The 21,300-nt window shown below is 67.9% G+C and carries 18 protein-coding genes; 11 read left to right on the top strand and 7 right to left on the bottom strand.

From position 1 onward, the window contains the following. From AC1HIY_RS11705 to AC1HIY_RS11685, 5 genes are all read left to right on the top strand, one after another. Positions 1–219: hypothetical protein (locus AC1HIY_RS11705; protein WP_479576923.1), on the top strand; the 219-nt coding region annotated here is incomplete at its 5' end. A 159-nt stretch (positions 220–378) separates the two neighbouring features. After that, on the top strand, positions 379–966 hold the full coding sequence (locus tag AC1HIY_RS11700) for a TetR/AcrR family transcriptional regulator (protein ID WP_479576922.1): 588 nt from the start codon (positions 379–381) through the stop codon (positions 964–966). A gap of 241 nt (positions 967–1,207) precedes the next feature. After that, positions 1,208–2,608: a TolC family protein gene (locus AC1HIY_RS11695; protein WP_479576921.1), complete on the top strand. Its 1,401-nt coding sequence runs from the start codon at positions 1,208–1,210 to the stop codon at positions 2,606–2,608. A gap of 36 nt (positions 2,609–2,644) precedes the next feature. Continuing rightward, a complete protein-coding gene (locus tag AC1HIY_RS11690; RefSeq protein ID WP_479576920.1) occupies positions 2,645–3,697 on the top strand; it encodes an efflux RND transporter periplasmic adaptor subunit in 1,053 nt (350 codons plus the stop codon). A 65-nt stretch (positions 3,698–3,762) separates the two neighbouring features. Beyond that, a complete protein-coding gene (locus tag AC1HIY_RS11685) occupies positions 3,763–6,885 on the top strand; it encodes an efflux RND transporter permease subunit (RefSeq protein WP_479576919.1) in 3,123 nt (1,040 codons plus the stop codon). A gap of 18 nt (positions 6,886–6,903) precedes the next feature. Here AC1HIY_RS11685 and AC1HIY_RS11680 read toward each other — a convergent pair whose 3' ends face one another. Next, on the bottom strand, positions 6,904–8,634 hold the full coding sequence (locus tag AC1HIY_RS11680) for a CRTAC1 family protein (RefSeq protein ID WP_479576918.1): 1,731 nt from the start codon (positions 8,632–8,634) through the stop codon (positions 6,904–6,906). Between the two features lie 146 nt (positions 8,635–8,780). Here AC1HIY_RS11680 and AC1HIY_RS11675 point away from each other — a divergent pair, with 146 nt between their 5' ends. Both AC1HIY_RS11675 and AC1HIY_RS11670 read left to right on the top strand, forming a co-directional pair. Beyond that, positions 8,781–9,287: a pyridoxamine 5'-phosphate oxidase family protein gene (locus tag AC1HIY_RS11675; RefSeq protein WP_479576917.1), complete on the top strand. Its 507-nt coding sequence runs from the start codon at positions 8,781–8,783 to the stop codon at positions 9,285–9,287. A gap of 116 nt (positions 9,288–9,403) precedes the next feature. Beyond that, entirely contained in the window at positions 9,404–11,053 is a 1,650-nt protein-coding gene (locus AC1HIY_RS11670) for a sodium:solute symporter (protein WP_479576916.1), read from the top strand. A gap of 48 nt (positions 11,054–11,101) precedes the next feature. Here the strand turns inward: AC1HIY_RS11670 and AC1HIY_RS11665 are convergent, their stop codons facing one another. The 5 genes from AC1HIY_RS11665 to hutG form a co-directional block, all read right to left on the bottom strand. Beyond that, positions 11,102–11,551, bottom strand: a complete 450-nt coding sequence (locus tag AC1HIY_RS11665; protein ID WP_479576915.1) for a Spy/CpxP family protein refolding chaperone — start codon at positions 11,549–11,551, stop codon at positions 11,102–11,104. 35 nt (positions 11,552–11,586) lie between these two features. Then, a complete protein-coding gene (locus AC1HIY_RS11660) occupies positions 11,587–11,997 on the bottom strand; it encodes a hypothetical protein (protein ID WP_479576914.1) in 411 nt (136 codons plus the stop codon). Then, a complete protein-coding gene (locus tag AC1HIY_RS11655; RefSeq protein WP_479576913.1) occupies positions 11,957–12,505 on the bottom strand; it encodes an RNA polymerase sigma factor in 549 nt (182 codons plus the stop codon). Before AC1HIY_RS11655 ends, AC1HIY_RS11660 begins: the two co-directional genes overlap by 41 nt. 83 nt (positions 12,506–12,588) lie before the next feature. Beyond that, entirely contained in the window at positions 12,589–13,974 is a 1,386-nt protein-coding gene (locus tag AC1HIY_RS11650; RefSeq protein WP_479576912.1) for a formimidoylglutamate deiminase, read from the bottom strand. Between the two features lie 19 nt (positions 13,975–13,993). Beyond that, complete coding sequence (hutG, locus tag AC1HIY_RS11645; RefSeq protein ID WP_479576911.1) at positions 13,994–14,797, bottom strand: N-formylglutamate deformylase; 804 nt, start codon at positions 14,795–14,797, stop codon at positions 13,994–13,996. 162 nt (positions 14,798–14,959) lie between these two features. Between hutG and ggt the strand changes: the two genes are divergently transcribed. Further along, positions 14,960–16,684, top strand: a complete 1,725-nt coding sequence (gene ggt, locus AC1HIY_RS11640; protein WP_479576910.1) for a gamma-glutamyltransferase — start codon at positions 14,960–14,962, stop codon at positions 16,682–16,684. Positions 16,685–17,035: 351 nt separating this feature from the next. Here ggt and AC1HIY_RS11635 read toward each other — a convergent pair whose 3' ends face one another. Continuing rightward, complete coding sequence (locus tag AC1HIY_RS11635) at positions 17,036–18,202, bottom strand: glycosyltransferase family 4 protein (RefSeq protein WP_479576909.1); 1,167 nt, start codon at positions 18,200–18,202, stop codon at positions 17,036–17,038. 244 nt (positions 18,203–18,446) lie between these two features. Between AC1HIY_RS11635 and AC1HIY_RS11630 the strand changes: the two genes are divergently transcribed. The 3 genes from AC1HIY_RS11630 to AC1HIY_RS11620 all read left to right on the top strand — a co-directional run bounded on the left by AC1HIY_RS11630 (position 18,447) and on the right by AC1HIY_RS11620 (position 21,286). Then, positions 18,447–19,526, top strand: coding sequence for a mannose-1-phosphate guanylyltransferase (locus AC1HIY_RS11630; protein WP_479576908.1), 1,080 nt, complete (start codon positions 18,447–18,449; stop codon positions 19,524–19,526). A gap of 137 nt (positions 19,527–19,663) precedes the next feature. Beyond that, complete coding sequence (locus AC1HIY_RS11625) at positions 19,664–20,140, top strand: YbhB/YbcL family Raf kinase inhibitor-like protein (RefSeq protein WP_479576907.1); 477 nt, start codon at positions 19,664–19,666, stop codon at positions 20,138–20,140. 42 nt (positions 20,141–20,182) lie between these two features. Continuing rightward, positions 20,183–21,286, top strand: coding sequence for a 3-keto-alpha-glucoside-1,2-lyase-like domain-containing protein (locus AC1HIY_RS11620; protein WP_479576906.1), 1,104 nt, complete (start codon positions 20,183–20,185; stop codon positions 21,284–21,286). The last annotated feature ends 14 nt before the right edge of the window (positions 21,287–21,300 follow it).

Raw genomic sequence — 21,300 nt, 5'->3', positions numbered from 1 at the left:
GAGGTCCGCGCCGACTCCGCACAGGCGCGCGCCCGCCGCGCCCGCGCGCTCCGCAACGAGGTCTACCGCCTGGCGAGCGTCTTCAACGGCGGCGGCGTACGGCAAGGCTCGCTTCACCCGCCCACCGAGACGCATCGCGCCCTGAAAGCCCGCCTCGAGGCGCGCCTCCGCGCCGCCCGAAAAGCCATCGACGAGATGGAGGCGTGGAAACGGGAATAAGCGCTCGACCCAGCGCTTTCGTGCGACGGCGCCCGACCCGGGGGGCTTCCGGGAAACCGTTGCGCGTCGATTTTTGTATATTGACCAACAGTCAAAAAATAAACGAGTCTTATCATGGGTGTAGCCGAGCGCAGATTACGCGAGAAAGAACAGCGTCGCATGACCATCCTCGACGCGGCGGAGAAGGTCTTTTTCGAGAAAGGCGTCGACCGCGCAACGATGGACGCCGTGGCCGAGACCGCCGAGCTGAGCAAAGGGCTCCTCTACTTTTACTTCCGAAACAAAGAGGACCTGGCCCACGCCATCGCACACCGGGGCCTGCGGGTGCTCGGCCAGTTCTTCGAGAAAGCGCTTCGGGAGCACGAAAAGGGCATCGACCAGGTCGTGGCCATCGGCCAGGCGTACATGCGGTTTGCCCGTGAGTATCCGGACTACTTCAACATCATGTCGTGGTTCGAGGCCCAGCCGGGCGACTGCGGCCATCCCGGCACGTATGCCGAAGCCTGCGACGAAGAAGGCGGCCATTGCATCGGGCTCGTGGCGCAGGCCGTCCGGAACGGCATCGAAGACGGCTCCATCCGCCCCGAACTCGACCCCCTCGAAACGGCCATCACCCTGTGGGCGCAGACGCACGGGCTCATTCACATCATCAGTTACAAAGAGGTCCAGGTGCGCCATCAGGTCGACGTCGAACACCTCATAGCCACGGCTTTCGACCTGATGAAGGCGGGCCTCGAACCCCGCTGACACTTTTTTCCGTATCCCGAAACCTTCACGTTTTTTCGTTCGTATTGACCGCGAGTCAACGAATATGACACCGCCCTGCCGCATGGCGGTCTTTTTTTCACCCTGACATGACCAACGGTCAATAAGTGGTTTCCGGTCATCATCACGCGCTTTCCCTTCCGGGTTCGTTCGGGGGATTGATGAGGGATCGTTTTTTTTATCGCTTATTGACCACCAGTCAACATTAATTTTACGGTCAATCATGAGACGAACCCTCTTCTTCCTCCTGTTGCTCGTCCCGGCCCTGGCCTCGGCGCAAGAGACGCCGCTGGAGGCATACGTCCGGGAAGGCTTGCGCGCGAATCTGACGATTCAAGAGCGCCGGTACGACCTCGCCGTCAGCCGCGCCCGGGTCCGGGAGGCTCGCGGGCAATACTGGCCCTCGCTCGGCATCGAAGCGCGATACACCCGCGCCGGCGGCGGGCGCGTCATCGACTTCCCCGTCGGCGACCTGCTCAACCCGGCGTACGGCGCCCTCAACGACCTCCTCGCCGGGCAGGGCCGGGCGGCCGCCTTCCCGACGCTCGAAAACCAGCGCATCGCCTTCCTCCGCTCGCAGGAGCAGGAGACGAAGATGCGCCTCGTGCTGCCCGTCTTCCAGCCCGCCATCCGGCACGACGTGAAGATCCGCTCCCGCCTGTCCGAAGCGCAGGCCGCCTCCGTCAATGCCGCGCGGCGGCAGCTCGTGGCCGACGTCAAGACCGGCTACTTCGACTACCTCCGGGCCGAGCGCGTCGTCGAGATCTTCGAGGCGACGCTGGCGCTGGTGCGGGAGAACCTGCGGGTGAACGAGCGGCTGGTGACGCACGGCCGGGCGACGCCCGACGCCGTCTATCGCGCCGAGGCCGAGGTGAGCGCCGTCGAACAACGACTGGCCGAGGCGCAGACCCGGCGCGACCTCGCGGCCTCGTATTTCAACACGCTCCTCAACCGTCCTCTGGACGCGCCCATCGAACGCATGACGCTCGAGGACCTCCTTCCGTTGGTGGAGACGCCGGCCCCGCTTCTCGCCTCGAACGCTCCCGCCCCCATGCACGACGCGCTCACCGCGCGGGCGCTCCGGACGCGCGAAGAACTCGAACAACTGAGCCGCGCCGCCGCCGCCGCCGACGCGAGCCTCGGCCTGGCCCGAAGCGCCTACCTGCCCGGCGTCTCCTTCGTGCTCGACTACGGCATCCAGGGCACGGACTACGGCTTCTCCGGCGATTCCGATTTCCGCGCCGCCTCGCTCGTGCTGAGCTGGAACCTCTTCGACGGCTTCCGGAAGAACGCCCGCATCGCGCAGGCGCGCCTCCGGCGTCAGACGCTCGAAACGCGGCAGGCCGACCTTCGCAACCAGATCCGCCTTCAGGTGCAGCAGGCTGCCGACAACCTGTCCGTGGCCCGACGCTCCATCGAAACCGCCGAACGCCGTCTCCGGAGCGCCCGGCAGTCCTTCCGCCTCACCCGGCGGCGTTTCGAGGAAGGGATGGCCTCGCAAGTCGACTTCATCGATGCGCGCACGGCGCTGACCAACGCCGAGCTCAACCTCGCCCTGACGCGCTTCGACCTCCTCATCCGCCACGCCGTCCTCGAACGAGTGGCGGCGCTCTACCCGCTTTGAACCGTCCCGAATGCTCTCCTATCCTGAGATACCGTCATGAAGACCCGACCTTTCCGCATGGCTCTCTTCGCGCCCGCGCTCGCGCTCGTCCTCCTCGCCGGATGCCGCTCGAACGCGCAGGAGGCTCCCGTCTCCGCGCCCGTTCCGGTGCGCACGGCCCCCGTGAGCCGGGAAACCCGCGCGCTCCCGATCCGCACGAGCGGACGCCTCGCCCCGAAAGCCGAGACGCGGCTCTCCTTCAAAACGAGCGGGCTGATCGACCGCTTCTTCGTCGATGAGGGCGACCGGGTGCGCGCCGGCCGGCTCCTTGCCCGCCTCGACCTCTCGGAGATCGAGGCGCAGGTGCGACAGGCCCGGAGCGCGTTCGACAAAGCCGGGCGCGACGCCGCCCGCATGGAGGCCCTCTTCCGCGACAGCGTCGCCACGCTCGAACAACTTCAGAACGCCCGCACGGCGCTCGAGGTGGCGGCCTCCGCCCTCGAGATCGCCCGTTTCAATCGGCGGCACTCGGAGATCCGCGCGGCGGCCGAGGGACGCGTGCTTCGCCGCCTCGCCGAGACCGGCGAACTCGTCACGCCGGGGCAGACGGTGCTCATCGTCGGAGGGACGAGGGACTGGGTGGTGCGCGCAGGCCTCGCCGACCGCGACGTGGTGCGCCTCCATCTCGGCGACCGGGCCGCCCTCCGCTTCGACGCTTTTCCCGACCGGGTCTTCACCGGGCGCGTCTCCGAGATCGCCGAGGCCTCCGATCCGATGAGCGGCACGTTCGAGGTGGAGGTGACGGTCGAGGATCCGGAGCAACGGCTCAAATCCGGCTTCATCGCCCACATGGATCTCTTTCCTTCCACCGGCGAGACGTTCGCGCTCATCCCCGTCGAGGCGCTCGTCGAGGCGGACGGAGAGCACGGACTGGTCTACGCCTTCGACGACGCGACGAACCGTGTGCGAAGGCAGTCCGTGCGCATCGCCCGCCTCCTCGGCGACACCCTGGCCGTGCGCGAAGGTCTCGAGCGCGTGGCCGCCGTGATCACCGAAGGGGCGGCCTATCTCAACGACGGCGACGTCGTCCGGGTCATCGCCCCCCGGTGACGGAGCCGCCTGACGGCACGCCGAAAGACAAGCCTGCTTCATCCCACCCCAACCGCCTTACCGACATGAAACTTCCCCGGCTGGCCATCGAGCAACACCAGTTTACGCTGGTGATGGTGCTCCTGCTGACCCTCATGGGCGTAGTGAGCTTCTTCACGATGCCGCGCTCCGAAGATCCGCAATTCGACTTTCCCTCGGCGCTCGTCGTGGCGGTCTTTCCCGGCGCGAATCCGGACGACATGGAACAGCTCGTCGTCGATCCGCTCGAAGAGGCGATCAATGAACTCGAAGACCTCAAAAAGATCGAGACGACGATCCGGGACGGCGTGGCGACCATCTTCGTCGAATTTCTCAACGGGACCGATCCGGACGAGGCGCACAGCGACGTGATCGAGGCGGTGGCCGACGCGCGCGGAGATTTGCCCGAGAACCTGGCGAGCCTCAAGGTCGAGAAGCAGTCGCCGACGAACGTGAACATCCTCCAGCTCGCGCTCACCTCCGAGACGGCCTCGTACGGTCGGCTCAGGCGGCAGGCGGAGCGGCTGGAGACGCTCATGGAGCGCGTGCCCGGCGTCAAGCGCGTCGAGACGTGGGCCTATCCCGAAGAGGAGGTGCGCGTCTCGGTGAACCTCGAACGCATGCGGGAGCTCGGCCTCAGCCTCGGGCAGGTCGCCGACGCCATCCGCGCCGGAAGCGCGAACATCCCCGGGGGCAACTTCGACGCGGGCGAGCGGCGTTTCAACATCCGCACCTCCGGCGACTTCGAGTCGATCGAGGACATCCGTCGCACCGTCGTCGTCGCGCGGAAGGACCGGATCGTCTATCTCGAAGACGTGGCCGAGGTGGGCTACGGCTATGCCGACGAGACGCACCGGGCGCGTCACAACGGCCGACGCGCCGTCTTCGTGACGGCCATCCAGCGCGAAGGCACGAACATCTTCGACGTGCGCGACGCCCTCTTCGAGACCGCCGACGCCTTCGCCCGACGGCTCCCCGACGGCCTCGCGCTCGAGACCGTCTTCGACCAGTCGAAGAGCGTGTCCCGGCGGGTGAGCGGCTTCTTCACGAGCCTCATGCAAGGCGTGCTCCTCGTCGGCCTCGTGATCCTCTTCGCCCTCGGGGCGCGCGCTTCCGTGATCGTCATGCTCACCGTGCCCGTCTCCATCTTCGTGGCGCTCGGATGGCTGGATTTCTCCGGATACGGCCTTCAGCAGATGTCCATCGTGGGCCTCGTCATCGCCCTCGGCCTCCTCGTCGACAACGCCATCGTGGTGACCGAGAACGTGGACCGCTTCATCAAAGCCGGCGACGACGGGCGGCGCGCAGCCATCCGGGGCACGACGCAGGTCGGCTGGGCCATCGTCAGCGCCACCGTGACCACGCTCCTGGCCTTCCTCCCGATGGTGCTCCTCCACACCGGGGTCGGCGACTTCATCCGCTCGATGCCCGTGACGGTGATCTTCACGCTGACGGCTTCCCTGTTCGTCTCCCTCACGCTCACCCCGTTCCTCGCCAGTCGTTTCCTCCGGGCGAAGGTCGGCAACGGACGGGCGCGCGCGTTCTTCCGCCGGCTCTTTCGGGGGAAAAAATCCCGGGAGACCGCCCCCGAACGCCGCCCGCCGATCCTTCAGCGCCTCCTCGACCGCCTCGTCGCCGGGCCGTACCGGCGGACGCTCCGGTACACGCTCGCCCGCCCGAAGCTCGTGCTCGCGACGGCGGTGGCGGTCTTTGCCGGGAGCATGGCGCTCTTTCCGCTCGTGGGCGTGAGCCTCTTCCCGAAGGCCGAAAAGCCCCAGTTCCTCATCAACGTCGACCTGCCCGAGGGGGCGAGCCTCGACAAGACCGACGCCGTGGCGCGATACGTCGAGCGCGTGGTGGCCGGGCAAGAGGCCGTGACGGGCTATGCGACGAACGTCGGACGCGGCAACCCGAGGGTCTATTATAACAACTTCCCCAAGAACGAAACGCCGACGCACGCGCAACTCCTCGTGGACACCGACCTCGAAGACGCCGGAGCGATGACGGCGTTCGTGAGCGAGCTTCGGGAACGGCTCGACGGCTACCCGGGCGCGGAGATCGAGGTCAAGGAGTTCAACCAGGGGCCGCCCGTGACCGCGCCCATCGAGATCATCGTCGTCGGGGACGAGCTCGAGGTGCTTCGCCGCCTCGCCGACGAGGTGGAGACGATCCTCGACGAGACGCCCGGCGTCACCGACCTCGACAACCCGTCGGGCCGCCGGAAGACGGACCTGAAGGTGGCCATCAACCGGGACAAGGCCGGCCTGCTCGCCATCCCGCTCGTCGAGATCGACCGAACGGTGCGGGCGAGCATGGCGGGGCTCCCCGTGGCGAATTTCCGGGACCGGGAGGGAGAAGATTACGACATCGTGGTGCGCCTGCCCGTCGAGGGGCATCCGACCGTGGAAGACTTCGACAAGATCTCCGTCGCCTCGATGACGGGGGCGCGGGCGCCGCTCCGGCAGGTGGCGCGGCTCGCCTTCGAGGCGGGACCGACGCAGATCGAGCATCGCAACCTGGCGCGCGTGGCCTCGGTCACCGCCGACGTGCGGGAGGGCGCGAACGTGGCGGAGGTGACCGAGCGCGTCATCGAGCAGCTCGACGCGATGGCGTGGCCGCCGGGCTACCGGTACGTCGTCGGAGGGGAATACGAGAGCCGGGAGGAATCCTTCGGCGGCATGGGGCAGGCGCTCCTGGCGGCGTTGCTCGGCATCTTCGGCGTGCTCGTGCTCCAGTTCCGCTCGTTCTCGCAACCGCTGATCATCTTCGCCGCGATCCCCTTCGCCATCACCGGCGCGGTGCTCGCGCTCCTGCTGACGGGCTATACCTTCTCCTTCACCGCCTTCATCGGGCTGACGAGCCTCGTCGGCATCGTGGTGAACAACTCGATCATCCTGGTCGATTACGCGAACCACCTTCGCCGTGAGGAAGGGCGCTCGGTGCTCGACGCCGTGCGTACGGCGGGCGAGACGCGCTTCACGCCCATCATCCTGACGACGCTGACGACCATCGGCGGGCTGCTCCCGCTCACGCTTCGGGGCAGCACCATGTGGTCGCCGCTCGGGTGGGCCATCATCGGCGGGCTGCTCGTCTCGACGGTGCTCACGCTCGTCGTCGTGCCGGTGCTGTACCAGGCGCTCACGCCGGAGTTCGAGACGGCGCAGGCGTGAGCGTGCGGAGCGGCGGCGTCAGGGCGCGGACGCTTCGCCGCCCCCCTCGACGAGGCGAAGCGTCAGACCGGCCTCGAAGCCGCCGAAGCGTTCGACGCGCCCCGAGGGCCAGCGAATGACGAGCGAGTCGGCCCGCAGCGCGTCGCCGAGACCGAACGTGACGGGTTTCTCGAACGTCGCGAGGAAGCCGCCGCCCGTGCGCACGCGGCGCACCTGCCGCCGCCCGCCGGCGAAGAGCTCGAGGCGCGCGCCGAGGCCGTCGCGGTTGCTCGCCCGTCCCTCGACGTCCACGCGGAGGAAGCGGCGACCGCCGGCAAGGTCGTTGCGCCACAGATGCGCCGGACCGGCGTTCTCGGTGACGAGCACGTCGAGGTCGCCGTCGCCGTCGATGTCGGCATAGGCGGCGGCGCGCGCCACCATCGGCCGGGCGAGGACGCCGCCGACCTCGGACGCGACGTCGGTGAACACACCGCGGCCGTCGTTGAGAAAGAGGTGCGGCGGCTCCCGAAACCGGACGTTGTCCTTCACCCGTTCGATGTGGGGCTGCACGTGCCCGTTGGCGGCGAAGAGGTCGAGGTCGCCGTCGAGGTCCACGTCGAAGAGGAAGACGCCGAAGGTGAGCGTGAGCAGGCTCGGGCGTCCGATCTTCGAGGCGGCGGCGCGGTCGAGGAAAGCGCCGTTGCCCAGATGCCGGTAGACGGCGATCATCTCATTCGAGAAGTTGCCCACAAAGATCGTCTCCTCGCCCGAATCGTCCACGACGCCGACGTCGACGCCCATGCCGGCGCGCGCGCGTCCCCGTTCGTCGAAGGCGATGCCGCTGCGCACGCCGACCTCCGCAAACGTGCCGTCGCCCCGGTTCTCATAGAGCAGATCCGGCTCCGTATCGTTGGAGACGACGAGGTCGGGCCACCCGTCGTGGTTGAAGTCGAGTTCCGAAGCGCCGAGCGTTTTGCCGGAGGAGGCGACGAAGCCCGCCGCCTCGGTCCGGTCTTCGAACGTGCCGTCGCCCCGGTTGTGATAGAAACGGCCCGGGACGCCCTCGTAGAGGTCCGGGGTGCAATAGCCCTTGTTCTCGCCGTCCTGCGAGCAAAAGACGTCCGTCTCCGGGGTCCATTGCACGTAGTTCCCGACGAAGAGGTCGAGGTGGCCGTCGCGGTCGGCGTCGAAAAAGAGGGCGGCGGTGCTCCACTGTTCGGTTCCGCCGAGGCCGGCCTCGCGCGTGACGTCGGTGAAGACGCCGTCGTCGTTTCGGAGGAGGTGGTTCGGGCCGAGCGTGGTGAAGAAGAGGTCCTCGTCGCCGTCGTTGTCATAGTCGGCCGCGGCGACGCCCATCCCGTACCCGTCGAGGCGTCGCGGGAAGGATGCGTCCGGGACGCGGGTGAACGCGCCCGCGCCCGTGTTTCGATAGAGCCAGAGCTTGCGCACGTCGCGGTCGGCCCGGGCGTCCCACGCGCCGCCGCCTACGAGGATCACGTCCTGCCGGCCGTCGCCGTCGTAGTCGAGGAAGCCGCCGCCGGAGCCCATCGTCTCGGGGAACCAGACGTCGCCGCGCGCGCCGTTGACGTGGCGAAAATCGCCCAGCCCGGCCGTCTCGGTGACGTCGGTGAACGCGAGCGTCGCCGGGGCGGAGGCCTGCTCGCGGGGCGGGGCGGGCGCTTCCGGCGCGGCGCATCCCGCCGCCAGTCCCAGCATCAGCGCGAAGTAAACCGCGATTCGCCTCTTTGCCTCGTCTCGTCGTACCTTCATGGCTCGCTCGGGTTCGGTCGAAAAGTGGGCGGCGGGCGTTTCCGGTGCACCGTCGCTATCGCCGCCACGTCCGCGCCGAAACGCCGCAGCCTTTCGGTCCGTTCCTTCAACCTCTTTCCCAGTCGCCCCTCTTCCCCGCTTTGCCCATGAGCATCCTGACCGACGACATGAAGCGCGTGGTGAACGCCCAGCGGCTCGCCTACGTCGCCACCGTATGCGCCGACGGCACGCCGAACGTCCGACCCCTCGGCACCGTCAAGGCGTGGGGGGACGACCACCTCGTCTTTGCGTGCATCCGCTCCGCCGGCACGCTCCGCAACCTCGCGCATCACCCGGGGATCGAGATCAACGTGGTGGACCCCTTCCTCCGAAAGGGCTATCGGTTCAAGGGTACCGGGACCGTCCACACCGAGGGGCCGGTCTTCGAAGAGGGCGTGGCCGTCTATACGGACCGGGGCTTTTTCGAGGCCTCGCATCTGATCCAGGCCATCGTGCGGGTGCAGGTCGAGGAGGCCGAGCCGCTGACCTCTCCGGCCTATGCGCGCCCCGTCTCCGAAGCGGACGTGGTGGAGCACTGGACGGCGTATTATGAAACCCTGCGCCGATGGAACCCGCCGAAGCGCACCCCGGACGACGGCGAAACATCCGGCTGAAGGCGAACGGCCCGGGTGAAAAGGAAGCATGGCCTTGCAAAAGTCCGCGACATGGGGGATCATGAGGCGCTTCCGTCTGAAAACGATTTCACCAAACCCTAAACGGAGACGGCCTCGTGGGACAACTCGCCACTTTTGACTGGCTGCTGATCGGCCTGTACTTTGCCCTGGTTTTCGGCGTAGCCATCGCCGCGACGATCCGCGAGAAGACGCGGGAGACGCCGACAGGTTACTTTCTGGCGGGCCGTAACGTGGGGTGGTTCATCATCGGCGCATCGCTTTTCGCCTCGAACATCGGGTCGGAACACCTCGTGGGGCTGGCGGGCACGGGCGCAGCCAGCGGCGTGGCCGTCGGGCAGTTCGAGATCCTGGCCTCGCTCATCCTGCTCGTCCTCGGCTGGGTCTTCGTGCCGTTCTACCTGAAAAGCGGCGTCTTCACGATGCCCGAGTTCCTCGAACGGCGGTACTCGTCGGGGGCGCGGTGGTATCTGGCCGTCATCTCCATCGTCGGCTACGTGCTGACGAAGATCTCCGTCACGATTGCCGCCGGGGGGATCGTCTTCGAGACGCTGATGGGCATCCCCTTCTGGTGGGGCGCGCTGATCGTGGTAGGGGCCACGGGCATCTACACCGTCTTCGGTGGACTGCGCGCGGTGCTCTATACGGACATGCTTCAGATGTTCGTCCTCGTCGGAGGCGCAGTAGCCGTGACCTTTGTCGGCTTGCATGCGCTCGGCGGCTGGGGGGCGCTCCGGGCGTCCGTCGGAAGCTCTTATTTCGATCTATGGCAGCCCTTCTCGGACCCGGACTTCCCATGGACCGGCATCCTCTTCGGCGCGCCGATCCTCGGGGTGTGGTACTGGTGTACGGACCAGTTCATCGTGCAGCGCGTGCTCTCGGCTCCGAACGAAGACAACGCCCGGCGCGGGACGATCTTCGGCGGATTTCTGAAGCTCCTGCCGCTGTTCATCTTCGTCATCCCCGGCGTGATCGCCTATGCGCTCTCGCAGTCGGGACAACTGACCCTGGACACGCCGGATCAGGCGTTGCCCGCGCTCGTGGGCGCGCTCCTGCCGGTGGGATTGCGCGGGCTGGTGGTGGCGGGCCTGCTGGCGGCGCTCATGTCGTCGCTCTCGTCGGTGTTCAACTCGTGCTCGACGCTCATCACGTGGGACATCTACAAGAAGCTCCACCCCACCGCAACGGAACGGCAACTCGTGTGGGTCGGGCAGCTCTCGACCATCGTGCTCGTGCTCTTCGGCTTCGCCTGGATCCCGTTCATGAAGAACATCTCCGGACAGATTTACACCTATCTTCAGAGCGTGCAGGCGTACATCTCGCCGCCGATCGCGGCGGTTTTCCTCGTCGGCATCTTCTGGCGGCGCGTCAATGCGAAGGGAGCCATCGCTTCTCTCATCGCGGGTTTCATTCTCGGGACGCTTCGCCTCGTGCTCGAGTTGATGAACGGCCCGGAAAAGACGGGCCTCGCCGACGGCAGCCTCGGGGCGTGGATCGCCGAGGTGAACTTCCTCCACATGGCGATCCTGCTGTTCGTCCTCTGTACGGCGGTGCTCGTGCTCGTCAGCCTCGCCTCGGAGCCGCCATCGGACGAACAGCTCGCCGGCCTCACCTTCGCCACCCCGACGCCCCCGAAAGGCTCGCCGCAGCTCCCGCCCTCGGATCCCGCCTGGCGTCGCAAGGACCTGTGGCTCTCGATCCTCCTCATCGTGTGCGTGGCGGCGGTGTGGCTCTACTTCACGGGATGACCCGGGGGCGCGGCGGGAAGCCTGCCTCTCGGCGCAGAAGCCCTCCCCTCAGTTATCCCGCGCCGCGCCGTCTCGCTTCGCGCGTCGGAGGCGAAAGAGCGTGCGGCGTTGTTCCGGCGTCAGAGCGTTGCGGATGCGAATGCCGAGGATGAGCTGGGTGCGCTTGACCTCCCGCTCGAGATCGAGGATGCGGTCGAGTTCTTCGAGCGCGGCGGCTTCGTCGATGTGTTCCTGTTCGACGAGAGACTTCATGCGTTGCATGGCTTCTTCCAGATCCCATTGTAAAGCGATGAAGCGGGTCTGCGCCGCCACGGCCTCTTTCTTGATCGTGGCCCGCTGCGCCTCCGTCAGGTCGATGTGTGCCTGATTCCGCATCACGAATTCCGGCATAAAAAAGAATCTTTCCAGGGGGCCGCCGCCATCGGTCGGCTGCTGTGCCCACGCCGTTGCGCTTCCCATGCTCACAAGAAGCCCGAGCATCCATGCGATCCGCTTCATGATATTCTCCTCTGATTGGTCTTTCCTCGTGGTGTTTAAAAAAAGCGTCTGAACGGCCTCGTGCGCCGCACCGGTCCTTCCATCCGGCGAAGGGGTTCCGGCAGGAGAAAATCCGTGGGCGAGTGCCATGCGGCGAGATCAACCACCGCGACGGGCTCGAACGACGGCGCGGGCACGGACGGCGGCGGGGCGAGCAGCCCGTCCGTGGGCGAGCGCCATTCGATGAGCGAGGGCGTCTCGGAGGCCCTCGGCCACAGCGCCGCCGCCACACCGACGGCGATCACGAGCACGGCGGCCGCAGCGAAGCGCCGCACGCGCCGGAGCGGGGTCACCCGGCACCGCGCCCGGGTCAGGGCGAGCTGGCTCTCGAACGAAGGCGCGAGCCGCTCATCTGCCCTTCTCAGTTCAAGAAAGCGTTGTTTCAGCCGATCGTCTTCCCGTTTCATCGTCGTCCGTGGTTAGCCATTGCCGAAGTCGTCGCTTGCCGCGTTCGTAGTGGGTGCGGGCCGAGCCGAGGCTGACGCCCATCACGACGGCGGCCTCCCGGATGGTCAGGTCATGATAAAAGACCAGGTGGAGCGCCTCACGCTGGCGACGGGGCAGACGGGCGAGCAGGGCCCGGAAGTCCGCCTGCATGCGCACGCGGTCGAGGCGCTCGTCTTCCGGCGGGGCGTGCGCGGGGCGTTCGGCCTCCTCGGCATACCGGAGCATCCCGAGGTTCCGGAGCCGCTTCCGCCGCCGGGCATCGGCCGCCGTGTTTCGGATCACGGCGAAGAGCCACGTCCGAAAGGTGGAGCGCCCGTCGAAGCGCGCCCGACCTTCGAGCACCTTGAGGTACGCCGTCTGAAGCGCGTCCGCCGCCGCATCGGGATCCTGGGCGCAGCAGGCCAGCGCCCACCCGAAGCATTCCCGGTGATGCCGTTTCAGCGCTGCCCGAACGTCGTCCCGATCCATCCGCCGGTCCTCTCATCCATTCCCACGTTTGGTCGCCCGCCGCCGGTTTTTATATGACAGCGGGGATACGGGCTTTTTCGCCCTTACGTCTCGCGCCCCCATGCCTCGACGGCGCGTCGGAGCTGCGCGGCGATGGCGTCCTCGCGCTCATGGCGCCCGTCGCGGATGACGCGCCGCCCGCCGACGATCACGTCGCGCACGAGGTCGGAGCCGCCGGAGAAGACGAAGGTGTCCACGACGTCGTCGCCCCTCTTGCCGTAGAGGAGCGGGTGATCGGCGTCGAGCACGACGAGGTCGGCGCGACGCCCCGGGGCGATGCGTCCGAGCGGGCGTCCGAGGGCCTGCGCGCCCCCTTCGAGCGCCGCCGCATACAGCCCGAGGCCGATCGATGCGAAGCCCTCGCGCCGGAGCACGTTCCGTCGCTGCCGCGTGAGGCGCTGCCCGTATTCAAGCATCCGAAGCTCGTCCGAGGGCGAGATGCGCGTGTGGCTGTCCGAGCCGATGCCGAAGCGCCCGGCCTGACGGAGGAAAGCGGGCGCGGGAAAGATTCCGTCGCCGAGGTCGGCTTCGGTGGTGGGGCAGAGTCCGGCCACCGCGCCCGAGGCGGCGAGCGCCGTCGTCTCTCCGGGCGTCAGATGGGTGGCATGGATGAGGCACCACCGTTCGGAGACGGGCATCGCGTCGAGGAGCCAGGCCACGGGCCGCTTGCCGCTCCACGCGAGGCAGTCCGCCACCTCCTGCGCCTGTTCGGCCACGTGGATGTGCACGGGGGCCGAAGGGTCGAGGGCGTCGAGCACGGCGAGGGCGTCGCGGAGCATCTCGGGGGTGACGGCGCGGAGCGAGTGCGGCGCGAGGCCGACGCGGAGCTGCGCATCGCCGCTGGCGTCTTTCGCGACGGCGGCGAGGATGCGACCGATCCCGTCCACGTCGTTGAGGAAACGGCGCTGCCCTTCCGACGGAGGCGCGCCGCCGAAGCCGCCGTAGGCATAGAGCACCGGCAGATGCGTCAGGCCGATGCCCGCCTCCCGCGCCGCCGAGACGATCCGATGCGAGAGTTCCGCGGGATCGTCGTACGGCGTCCCGTCGGGCTGATGGTGGAGATAATGGAACTCGCCGACGGCGGTGTAGCCGTTCTTGAGCAGGTCCACATAGAGCTGGGCCGCCGTCGCCTCGACGGCCTCGGGCGTCATGCGCCCGGCGAAGGCGTACATCGCCCGTCGCCACGTCCAGAAGTCATCCTCGCCCGGCCCGACGCGCTGCGTGCGCCCGGCGATGGCGCGCTGAAAGGCATGGGAATGGACGTTCGGCATGCCGGGAAGCACCGGCCCGCTCGCCTGCGCCCCGCCCCACGCCTCCACCCCCGTGCGGACCGACCGGATCCACCCCTGCTCGTCGAACTTGACGACCACGTTCTCGGCCCAGCCCTCCGGCAGGAGCGCCACCGGGCAATGTAGTTCTCGCAATCGCATCTCGTTTCTCCCCCTCGTTTCAGGCCGCACGTCCGGCGTGCTCCGCGCCCCATCCGAGCATCGTCTCGACGACCGCGCGGAGCACGGGCCGGAGCTTCGCCGCGCGGTCGGCGCGATAGGCGAACGGTGCGTCTTCTTCCATGTAGGTGTGCTGCGCCAACTCGAGCTGAAGGGCGTGGACGCCCGCCGCCGGGGCGCCATAGTGCCGCGTGATGTATCCGCCCCGAAACCGCCCGTCGCGCACGCTCGAAAAGCCTTCCGCCCCCGCACACACCGCTTCCACGCGGCGCGCGAGCCCGGTGTCGGCGCTCGCCCCATCGTTCGTCCCGAGGTTCAGGTCCGGCAACCTCCCGTCGAAGAGGCGCGGCACGACGGAACGGATCGAGTGCGCGTCGAGGAGGAGGGCGTAGCCGTGTCGGGCCTTCAGCCGCGCGAGCTCGTCGGCGATCTGCTCATGGTACGGACGCCAATACCGTTCGCGCCGGCGCCTCTGCTCATCGGCGTCCGGCTCGGCGCCGGGACGATAGATCGGCGCGCCGTCGAAGAGCGTCGTCGGGCACAGTCCCGTGGTGGCCCCGGCATAGAGCGGCGCGTCGTCGGGCGGGCGGTTGAGGTCGATGACGTAGCGGCTATGCGTGGCCGCGAGCACTCCCACGCCGAGGTCGCCCACCGGGTCGTACAGGCGATCCACGTGCCAGTCGGTGTCCGGGAGCGCGTGCGCCGCATCGGTGAAACCCCGCCGGAGCTCGGGCGGCACGTACAGCCCCACGTGCGGCATGCTCACGAGCAAAGGCCGCTCGCCGGGAACGAAAGTAAAGGTCATCTCAAAAGGTTCTCTGCAGAATTTCCGGAGGAGACGGTTCGTTACGTTCCTTCGAAAACCCGCGCGTGAAAAAATCCCGCGAGGCGCGTACCTTGCCCCGCCCCGGATTCCCCACCGGAGCCAGGTTAAACATACGAATCACGAGCCAAAGCCCGCGCGATGATGCAAAAATTCTCCCTTCTCTTGCTGATGATCGGCCTGCTTTTCGCCGGTCGGACGCCGTCCACCGTCCACGCGCAGGCCGGGCGCATCCCCGTTCCGGCGAAGCACGGCATGGTGGTCAGCAGCCACTACCTCGCCTCCGAAGCCGGCGTGGAAGCGCTCAAGAAAGGCGGCAACGCCATCGACGCGGCGGTGGCGACGGCCTTCGCGCTCGCCGTGACGCACCCCTCGGCAGGCAACATCGGCGGCGGCGGCTTCCTCGTCTATCACGGCGCCGACGGCACGGTGACGACGTTCAACTTCCGCGAGAAAGCCCCGCTCGCCGCCACGGAGACAATGTTTCTCGACGAGAACGGAGAGATCCGCGACCGGGTGAACCACGAGGGGCTGCTGGCCGTCGGAGTGCCGGGCACGGTGGCCGGACTGTGGCTGGCGCACGAGCGCATGGGCCGTCTGCCATGGAAGGACCTCGTCGAGCCCGCCATTCGCCTGGCCGAAGAGGGCTTCCCGATGCCGTGGTCCATGCAGGGCATCGAGCGGTATTTCCAGTCGCTCGAAGGCGACCCGCTCTTCGACGCTTCGCGAAAGGTGTTCCTCAAAGACGGCCGGGACGTGTACGAGCCCGGCGAGACCTGGCGACAGCCCGACCTCGCCCGCACGCTCCGACGCATCCGGGATCACGGCAAGGACGGTTTTTACAAAGGTGAGACGGCCCGCCTCATCGCCGCGTTCATGCGGAAGCACGGCGGCCTCATCACCGAGGAGGACCTGGCCCGGTACGAAGCCGAGGAGCAGGCGCCCATCCACGGCACGTATCGCGGATACGACGTCTACGGCATGGCGCCCCCGAGTTCCGGCGGCGTGGCCGTGGTGGAGATGCTCAACATCCTCGAAGGCTTCGACCTCGCGGACATCGGCCACAACTCGGCGCTCTACCTCCACCTCCTCACCGAGGCCATGCGCCGCGCCTATGCCGACCGCGCCGAGCACCTCGGCGACCCGCATTTCAACCCCGACATGCCCATCGACCGCCTCACGTCGAAGGCGTATGCCGAGGATCTCCGCGAGACCATCGACCTTTTCATGGCCTCCGAGAGCGACTCCTCCCGGTTCAACAGCGCGTACTTCGCCCATGAGAGCGAGGAGACGACCCACCTCTCCGTCGTCGACGCCGAGGGCAACGCCGTCTCGATGACGTACACGCTCGAATACAGCTACGGCTCGCGCATCGTGGTCGAAGGCGCGGGTTTCCTGCTCAACAACGAGATGGGCGACTTCAACCCCATCCCCGGACGCACCACCACGACGGGCCTCATCGGCACGCCGCCGAACCTCGTGGCTCCGGGAAAGCGGATGCTTTCGAGCATGTCTCCGACCATCGTGGCCAGGGACGGGCGGCCCGTGCTCGCCATCGGCAGCCCCGGCGGGCGCACCATCATCAACACCGTCACACAGGTGGTGCTCAACGTCATCGACCACGGCATGAACGTGGGCGAGGCCGTCGAGTCGCCGCGCATTCATCATCAGTGGCTCCCCGACGTGACCTCGTTTGAGCGGTGGGGCTTCTCGCCGGACACGAAACGGCTCTATCAGATGATGGGCCACAAGATCCGGTATCGCGGCATGCAGGGCCGGGCGCACGGCATCTTCATCGACTGGGAAGAGGGCATCCGGTACGGCGCCGCCGACACCCGCGCTCCGAACGGCCGCGCCGTGGGGTATTGAACGACGGTCCGTTCTGAAGCGACACGTCGGGCAGATACGAACCACACGCGGAGAAACCCACTCAAGCCCCTCCCCGTGCGAAGGAGAGGTGGCGCGAAGCGAAGGAGAGGTGGCGCGAAGCGAAGGAGAGGTGGCGCGAAGCGACGGAGGGGTAGTACAGAGCCACGCTCGGAACGAAAAATACCCCCTTCCCCCCTTCGGGGTACTTCCCCCTGACAGAGGGAAGAGCTTGATACATTCGAGCGGGACCAGTCCCTCCCCGTGCGAAGGGGAGGGGGCGCGAAGCGACGGAGGGGTAGACCGGCTACCGTGAACGTCACCCTTGAGAAGTGACGGGTCGGCAAAAACGCACTATGCCCTGCGAAGGCCTCCCCCCTCCGCCGCCACCCGGCGCACCAGCGCCGCCACCTGCCGCGCCGTGCTCTCGACGGACGCGTGCTCCCGAACCCACGCCCTGTTCCGCGTCGCGACCCCGGCCTTGAGCGCCGGCAGGTCGGCCAGCACGCACAGGAGCGTCTCGCGCAGCGCCTCCGCGTCGTCGGTGGGGACGAAGAAGGCGCGGTCCGGGTCGAGAAAGGATCGATTGCTCGGGATGTCGCTCACCACCGGGATGGCGCCGGCGTACATACCCTCGAGGATGCCGACGGAGATGCCGTCGTGCGGAGGAACGGAGACGAGCACGTCGGAGGCGGCCCACGCGGCGCACATCTCGGGCTTCGTGAGGAAGCGATCGACGACGTGAGCGCGGGGGTGGGCGGCAAGGGCGTCGAGGAGGGCCTGCGTTTCGGCGGAGCGTTCGTGTTCGAGCGTGAGCACGATCACGTGCGCGTCGGGGCGGGCGTCGAGCAGGCGGCGGAGGGCCGGGAGCACCTGCGTGGGCGCGTACCAGTCCGAGATGCCGCGCGCGCTGATGACTACGGGCGCTTCCGGCGGGATGCCGCGCGCCGCGCGGGCCTCGGCGCGAAGCTCGGGCGTGAACGGATGGTCGGCGAGGCGGATGCCCCACAGCGCCGGGACCACCTTCTCGGGCGGCAGGCGATACTGCGTGCGGACGAACCCGGCGAGCGCGCCGCCGTCGGTGAGCACCGCCCGCGCCCGACGAAGCACGCGCCCGACGATCGGGCGAAAAAGGAAGCGCCGAACCCCCTCGAAGGGGTACACCGACACGTCGTACGTCCACGTGTTCACAATGATGGGGTCGAAGCCCGAGCGGAGGCCCATCCATCCGTAGCTCGTCGCATACGAGGGCATGAGCACGTCCACCCCGCGTTCGCCGAGGAGCCTGCGGAGCGGGCGCGCCGAAGCCGCAAAGTCGATCCACGTCATCCGTTCCGCCGACGCATGAAACGCGGGGCGGAGCACGCCGACCTCGACGCCTTCGAGCGGCATGTCGGGCGGGTGAAACGTGAAGAGCGACACCCGCAGCCCCTGCTCGGCAAGCGCGGGGAGCCACTTGTGCACGTGATAGCTCCGCCCGTTTCCGAAATAGGCGAGATGAAGGCGTGTGTCGTCCGGCATGTCGTCGGGAGGGAAGGAAACGTCTTGATCTTCGGGCGGGCGGAAACCGGTCCGGTCCCGCCGGGGTACGGTGCTCGGGAGCCGACGGCCCCGTGAGGTCCCTGTTCAAAATACGCGGGTGTGACGGCGTCGTTTTGTGAAGGCTCTCCGGGCACTTAGTTTCCCGCACCGGGCCTCAAAATACGGATACGCCGCCCGGGAATCCCCCTTGCCCCTGCATCCGATCAACCCGAACCCAACCGACATGGCAACCTACGCAGTGATTATGGCCGGCGGCATCGGCAGCCGGTTCTGGCCGAAGAGCCGCCGCGAACAGCCCAAGCAGTTCCTCAACGTCTTCGGCGAGGCGACGCTGATCCAGAACACCGTCGCCCGGCTGCAGGGGCTGGTGCCGCCGGAACGGTGCTTCGTGGTGACGCACGAGCGGTACGTGGAGCAGACGAAAGCACAGCTTCCCGCCGTGCCCGAGGAGAACATCCTGGCCGAGCCGATCAGCCGGAACACGGCGCCGTGCATCGCCTATGCGGCGGTGCGTTTGCAGGCCCTCGACCCCGACGCCGTGATGATCGTGCTTCCGGCCGACCACGTCATCACGGACGTGCGCGCCTTCCATGAGGTGCTCGAGACCGCCATCGAGGCGGCGCAGGAGCCGGGCGCGCTCGTCACCATCGGCATCACGCCCACCCACCCCGCCACCGGCTACGGATACATCCAGTTCGAAGGCACACCCGAGCACATCGGCGCATCCTCGAAGGCGCTCCACGTGCGCACCTTCGCCGAGAAGCCCGACCAGGAGACGGCCGAGCGCTTCCTCGACTCGGGCGACTTCCTCTGGAACAGCGGCATGTTCATCTGGCGCGCCGAGTCGATTCTCGATCAGATGGCGTGCCATTTGCCCAAAGCCCACGCGGCCTTCGCGCCCGTCGCCGAAGCGCTTGGAAGCGAGAACGAGCATGAAGCGGTGGCCGATGCCTTTCGGAACAGTCCCCGCGTCTCCATCGACGTGGGCGTGATGGAGCGCGCCGACAAGGTCTACGTCGTGCCCGGTTCGTTCGGCTGGAGCGACGTCGGCGACTGGCGCGCGGTCTACGATCTGAGCGAGAAAGACGCGCACGGCAACGGCCTTCAGGGCAACGTCCTCGTGCACGATTCGAGCCGCTGCCTCGTGCAGAGCGACGACCGTCTCATCGTGCTCGTGGGCATCCACGACGCCGTCGTCATCGACACCGAAGACGCGGTCCTCGTGTGCAACCGAGAAAGCACCCAGCAGGTCAAGAACGTCGTCGACTACCTGTACGCGCATCAACTCACCCGGTACATCTGAGCGGCGTTTCGGCCCGGGTCCGACGAACCTGCTTTCGAAAAAAAACAGCGACGGCCGAGTGCTCCGGCCCTTGTGCCTGACGGGTGAATTTCGTATCACTTCCGTGCCCGTCCTCCCTTCGTTTTTCGAAAGCAACCATGCCGCTGACCCTTTCTTCGCCCGCCTTCCCGAACGGCGGGCCGATCCCGCCCCGCCACACGTGCGACGGCGACGACCTCGCGCCTCCGCTCCGGTGGTCGGGCGTGCCCGAAGCCGCCGCGAGCCTCGCCCTCATCGTAGACGACCCCGACGCCCCGGACCCGCGCGCCCCCCGCATGACGTGGGTGCACTGGGTCGTCTACAACCTCCCGCCCGACGCCGACGGTCTCCCCGAAGGGGCGTCGGCCCGCGACCTCCCGCCCGGCGCGCGCGAAGGGCTGAACGACTGGAAACGCCCCGGCTACGGCGGCCCGTGCCCGCCCATCGGACGCCACCGGTATTTCTTCAAGCTGTACGCGCTCGACGGCGTCCTCCCCGACCTCGGCACGCCGACCAAAGCCGCCCTCGAAGCTGCGATGGCGGGCCACGTCCTCGAACGCGCCGAACTCGTCGGCACGTACCAGCGAGTGGGATAAACCACCGCGCACGCCGCTTCTTCCCCCATGATCGCCGAACCCATGTCTCGCCCCCTCATCTTCCTCTTCACCCTCAGTCTCTTCGTCCTCATGACCCGCCCGACCCTCGCCCAGCGCGGATGGAAACAGCATGACATGAACCGCCCGCGCCCGCCCGTGGTGACGCCCGCCCCGCAGACGCTCCCCGTCCCGCCGCCTCCCGACGCCGTCGTGCTTTTCGACGGCACGGACCTCTCGGCGTGGGAGGCGCACGTCGGCGGTCCCGGCGCGTGGACCCTCGGCAACGACTACATGGAGGTGGCCCGCCACAGCGGCAAACCCGCCCCGTGGAAGGTCGGCGACGGGTATTTCGAGGTCGCCCCCGGCACGGGAGACATCCGAACGAAGCAGACCTTCGGCGACGTTCAGCTTCACGTCGAATGGGCCGCGCCGTCCGTCGTCGAGGGGGACGGGCAGGGGCGCGGCAACAGCGGCGTCTTCCTCATGGGCCTCTATGAGGTGCAGGTCCTCGACTCGTACGAGAACGACACCTATCCCGACGGGCAGGCGGCGGCGCTTTACGGGCAGCACCCGCCGCTGGCCAACGCGATGCGGCCGCCCGGCGCGTGGAACACGTACGACATCGTCTTTCGGCGCCCCCGCTTCGGAGCGGCCGGGCAACTCCTGGCGCCCGCCCGCGTGACGGTGATCCACAACGGCATCCTCGTGCAGGACGCCGTCGAGCTGTGGGGCGTGCCGCTGTGGCTTCAGCACCTCCCCTATCGCCCGCATGCCGACCGGCTCCCGCTCGTCCTTCAGGATCACGGCGACCCGGTGCGCTTCCGCAACATCTGGTTGCGCGAACTGCCGGAGACGTTGCCTGCCCCGCCCCCGGACGCCTACCCGGAGGGCCTCACGCTCGCGCCCGAAGTGCTCGAGCGGTACGCCGGGCGTTACGGCTCGTGGGAGATCCGCCGCGAAGACGACCGGCTCCGGGCGCATTTCTTCGGCCCGCTATGGCTGGAGATGATCCCGCTCTCGGAGACCCGCTTCACCCTCAAACACACCGCCGGCACGCTCGACTTCGACCTCGGCGACGACGGCGTGGCGCGGCGCGTGACGTTCACCCTCGGCGGCGTGCCGATGCAGGCGGAACGGGCGCAATGACCCGTCCTCCAGAG

It is taken from the genome of Rhodocaloribacter sp., assembly GCF_056451265.1.
The sequence above is the reverse complement of the archived record's forward strand: the minus strand, read 5'-3'. Positions and strand labels throughout refer to the sequence as shown.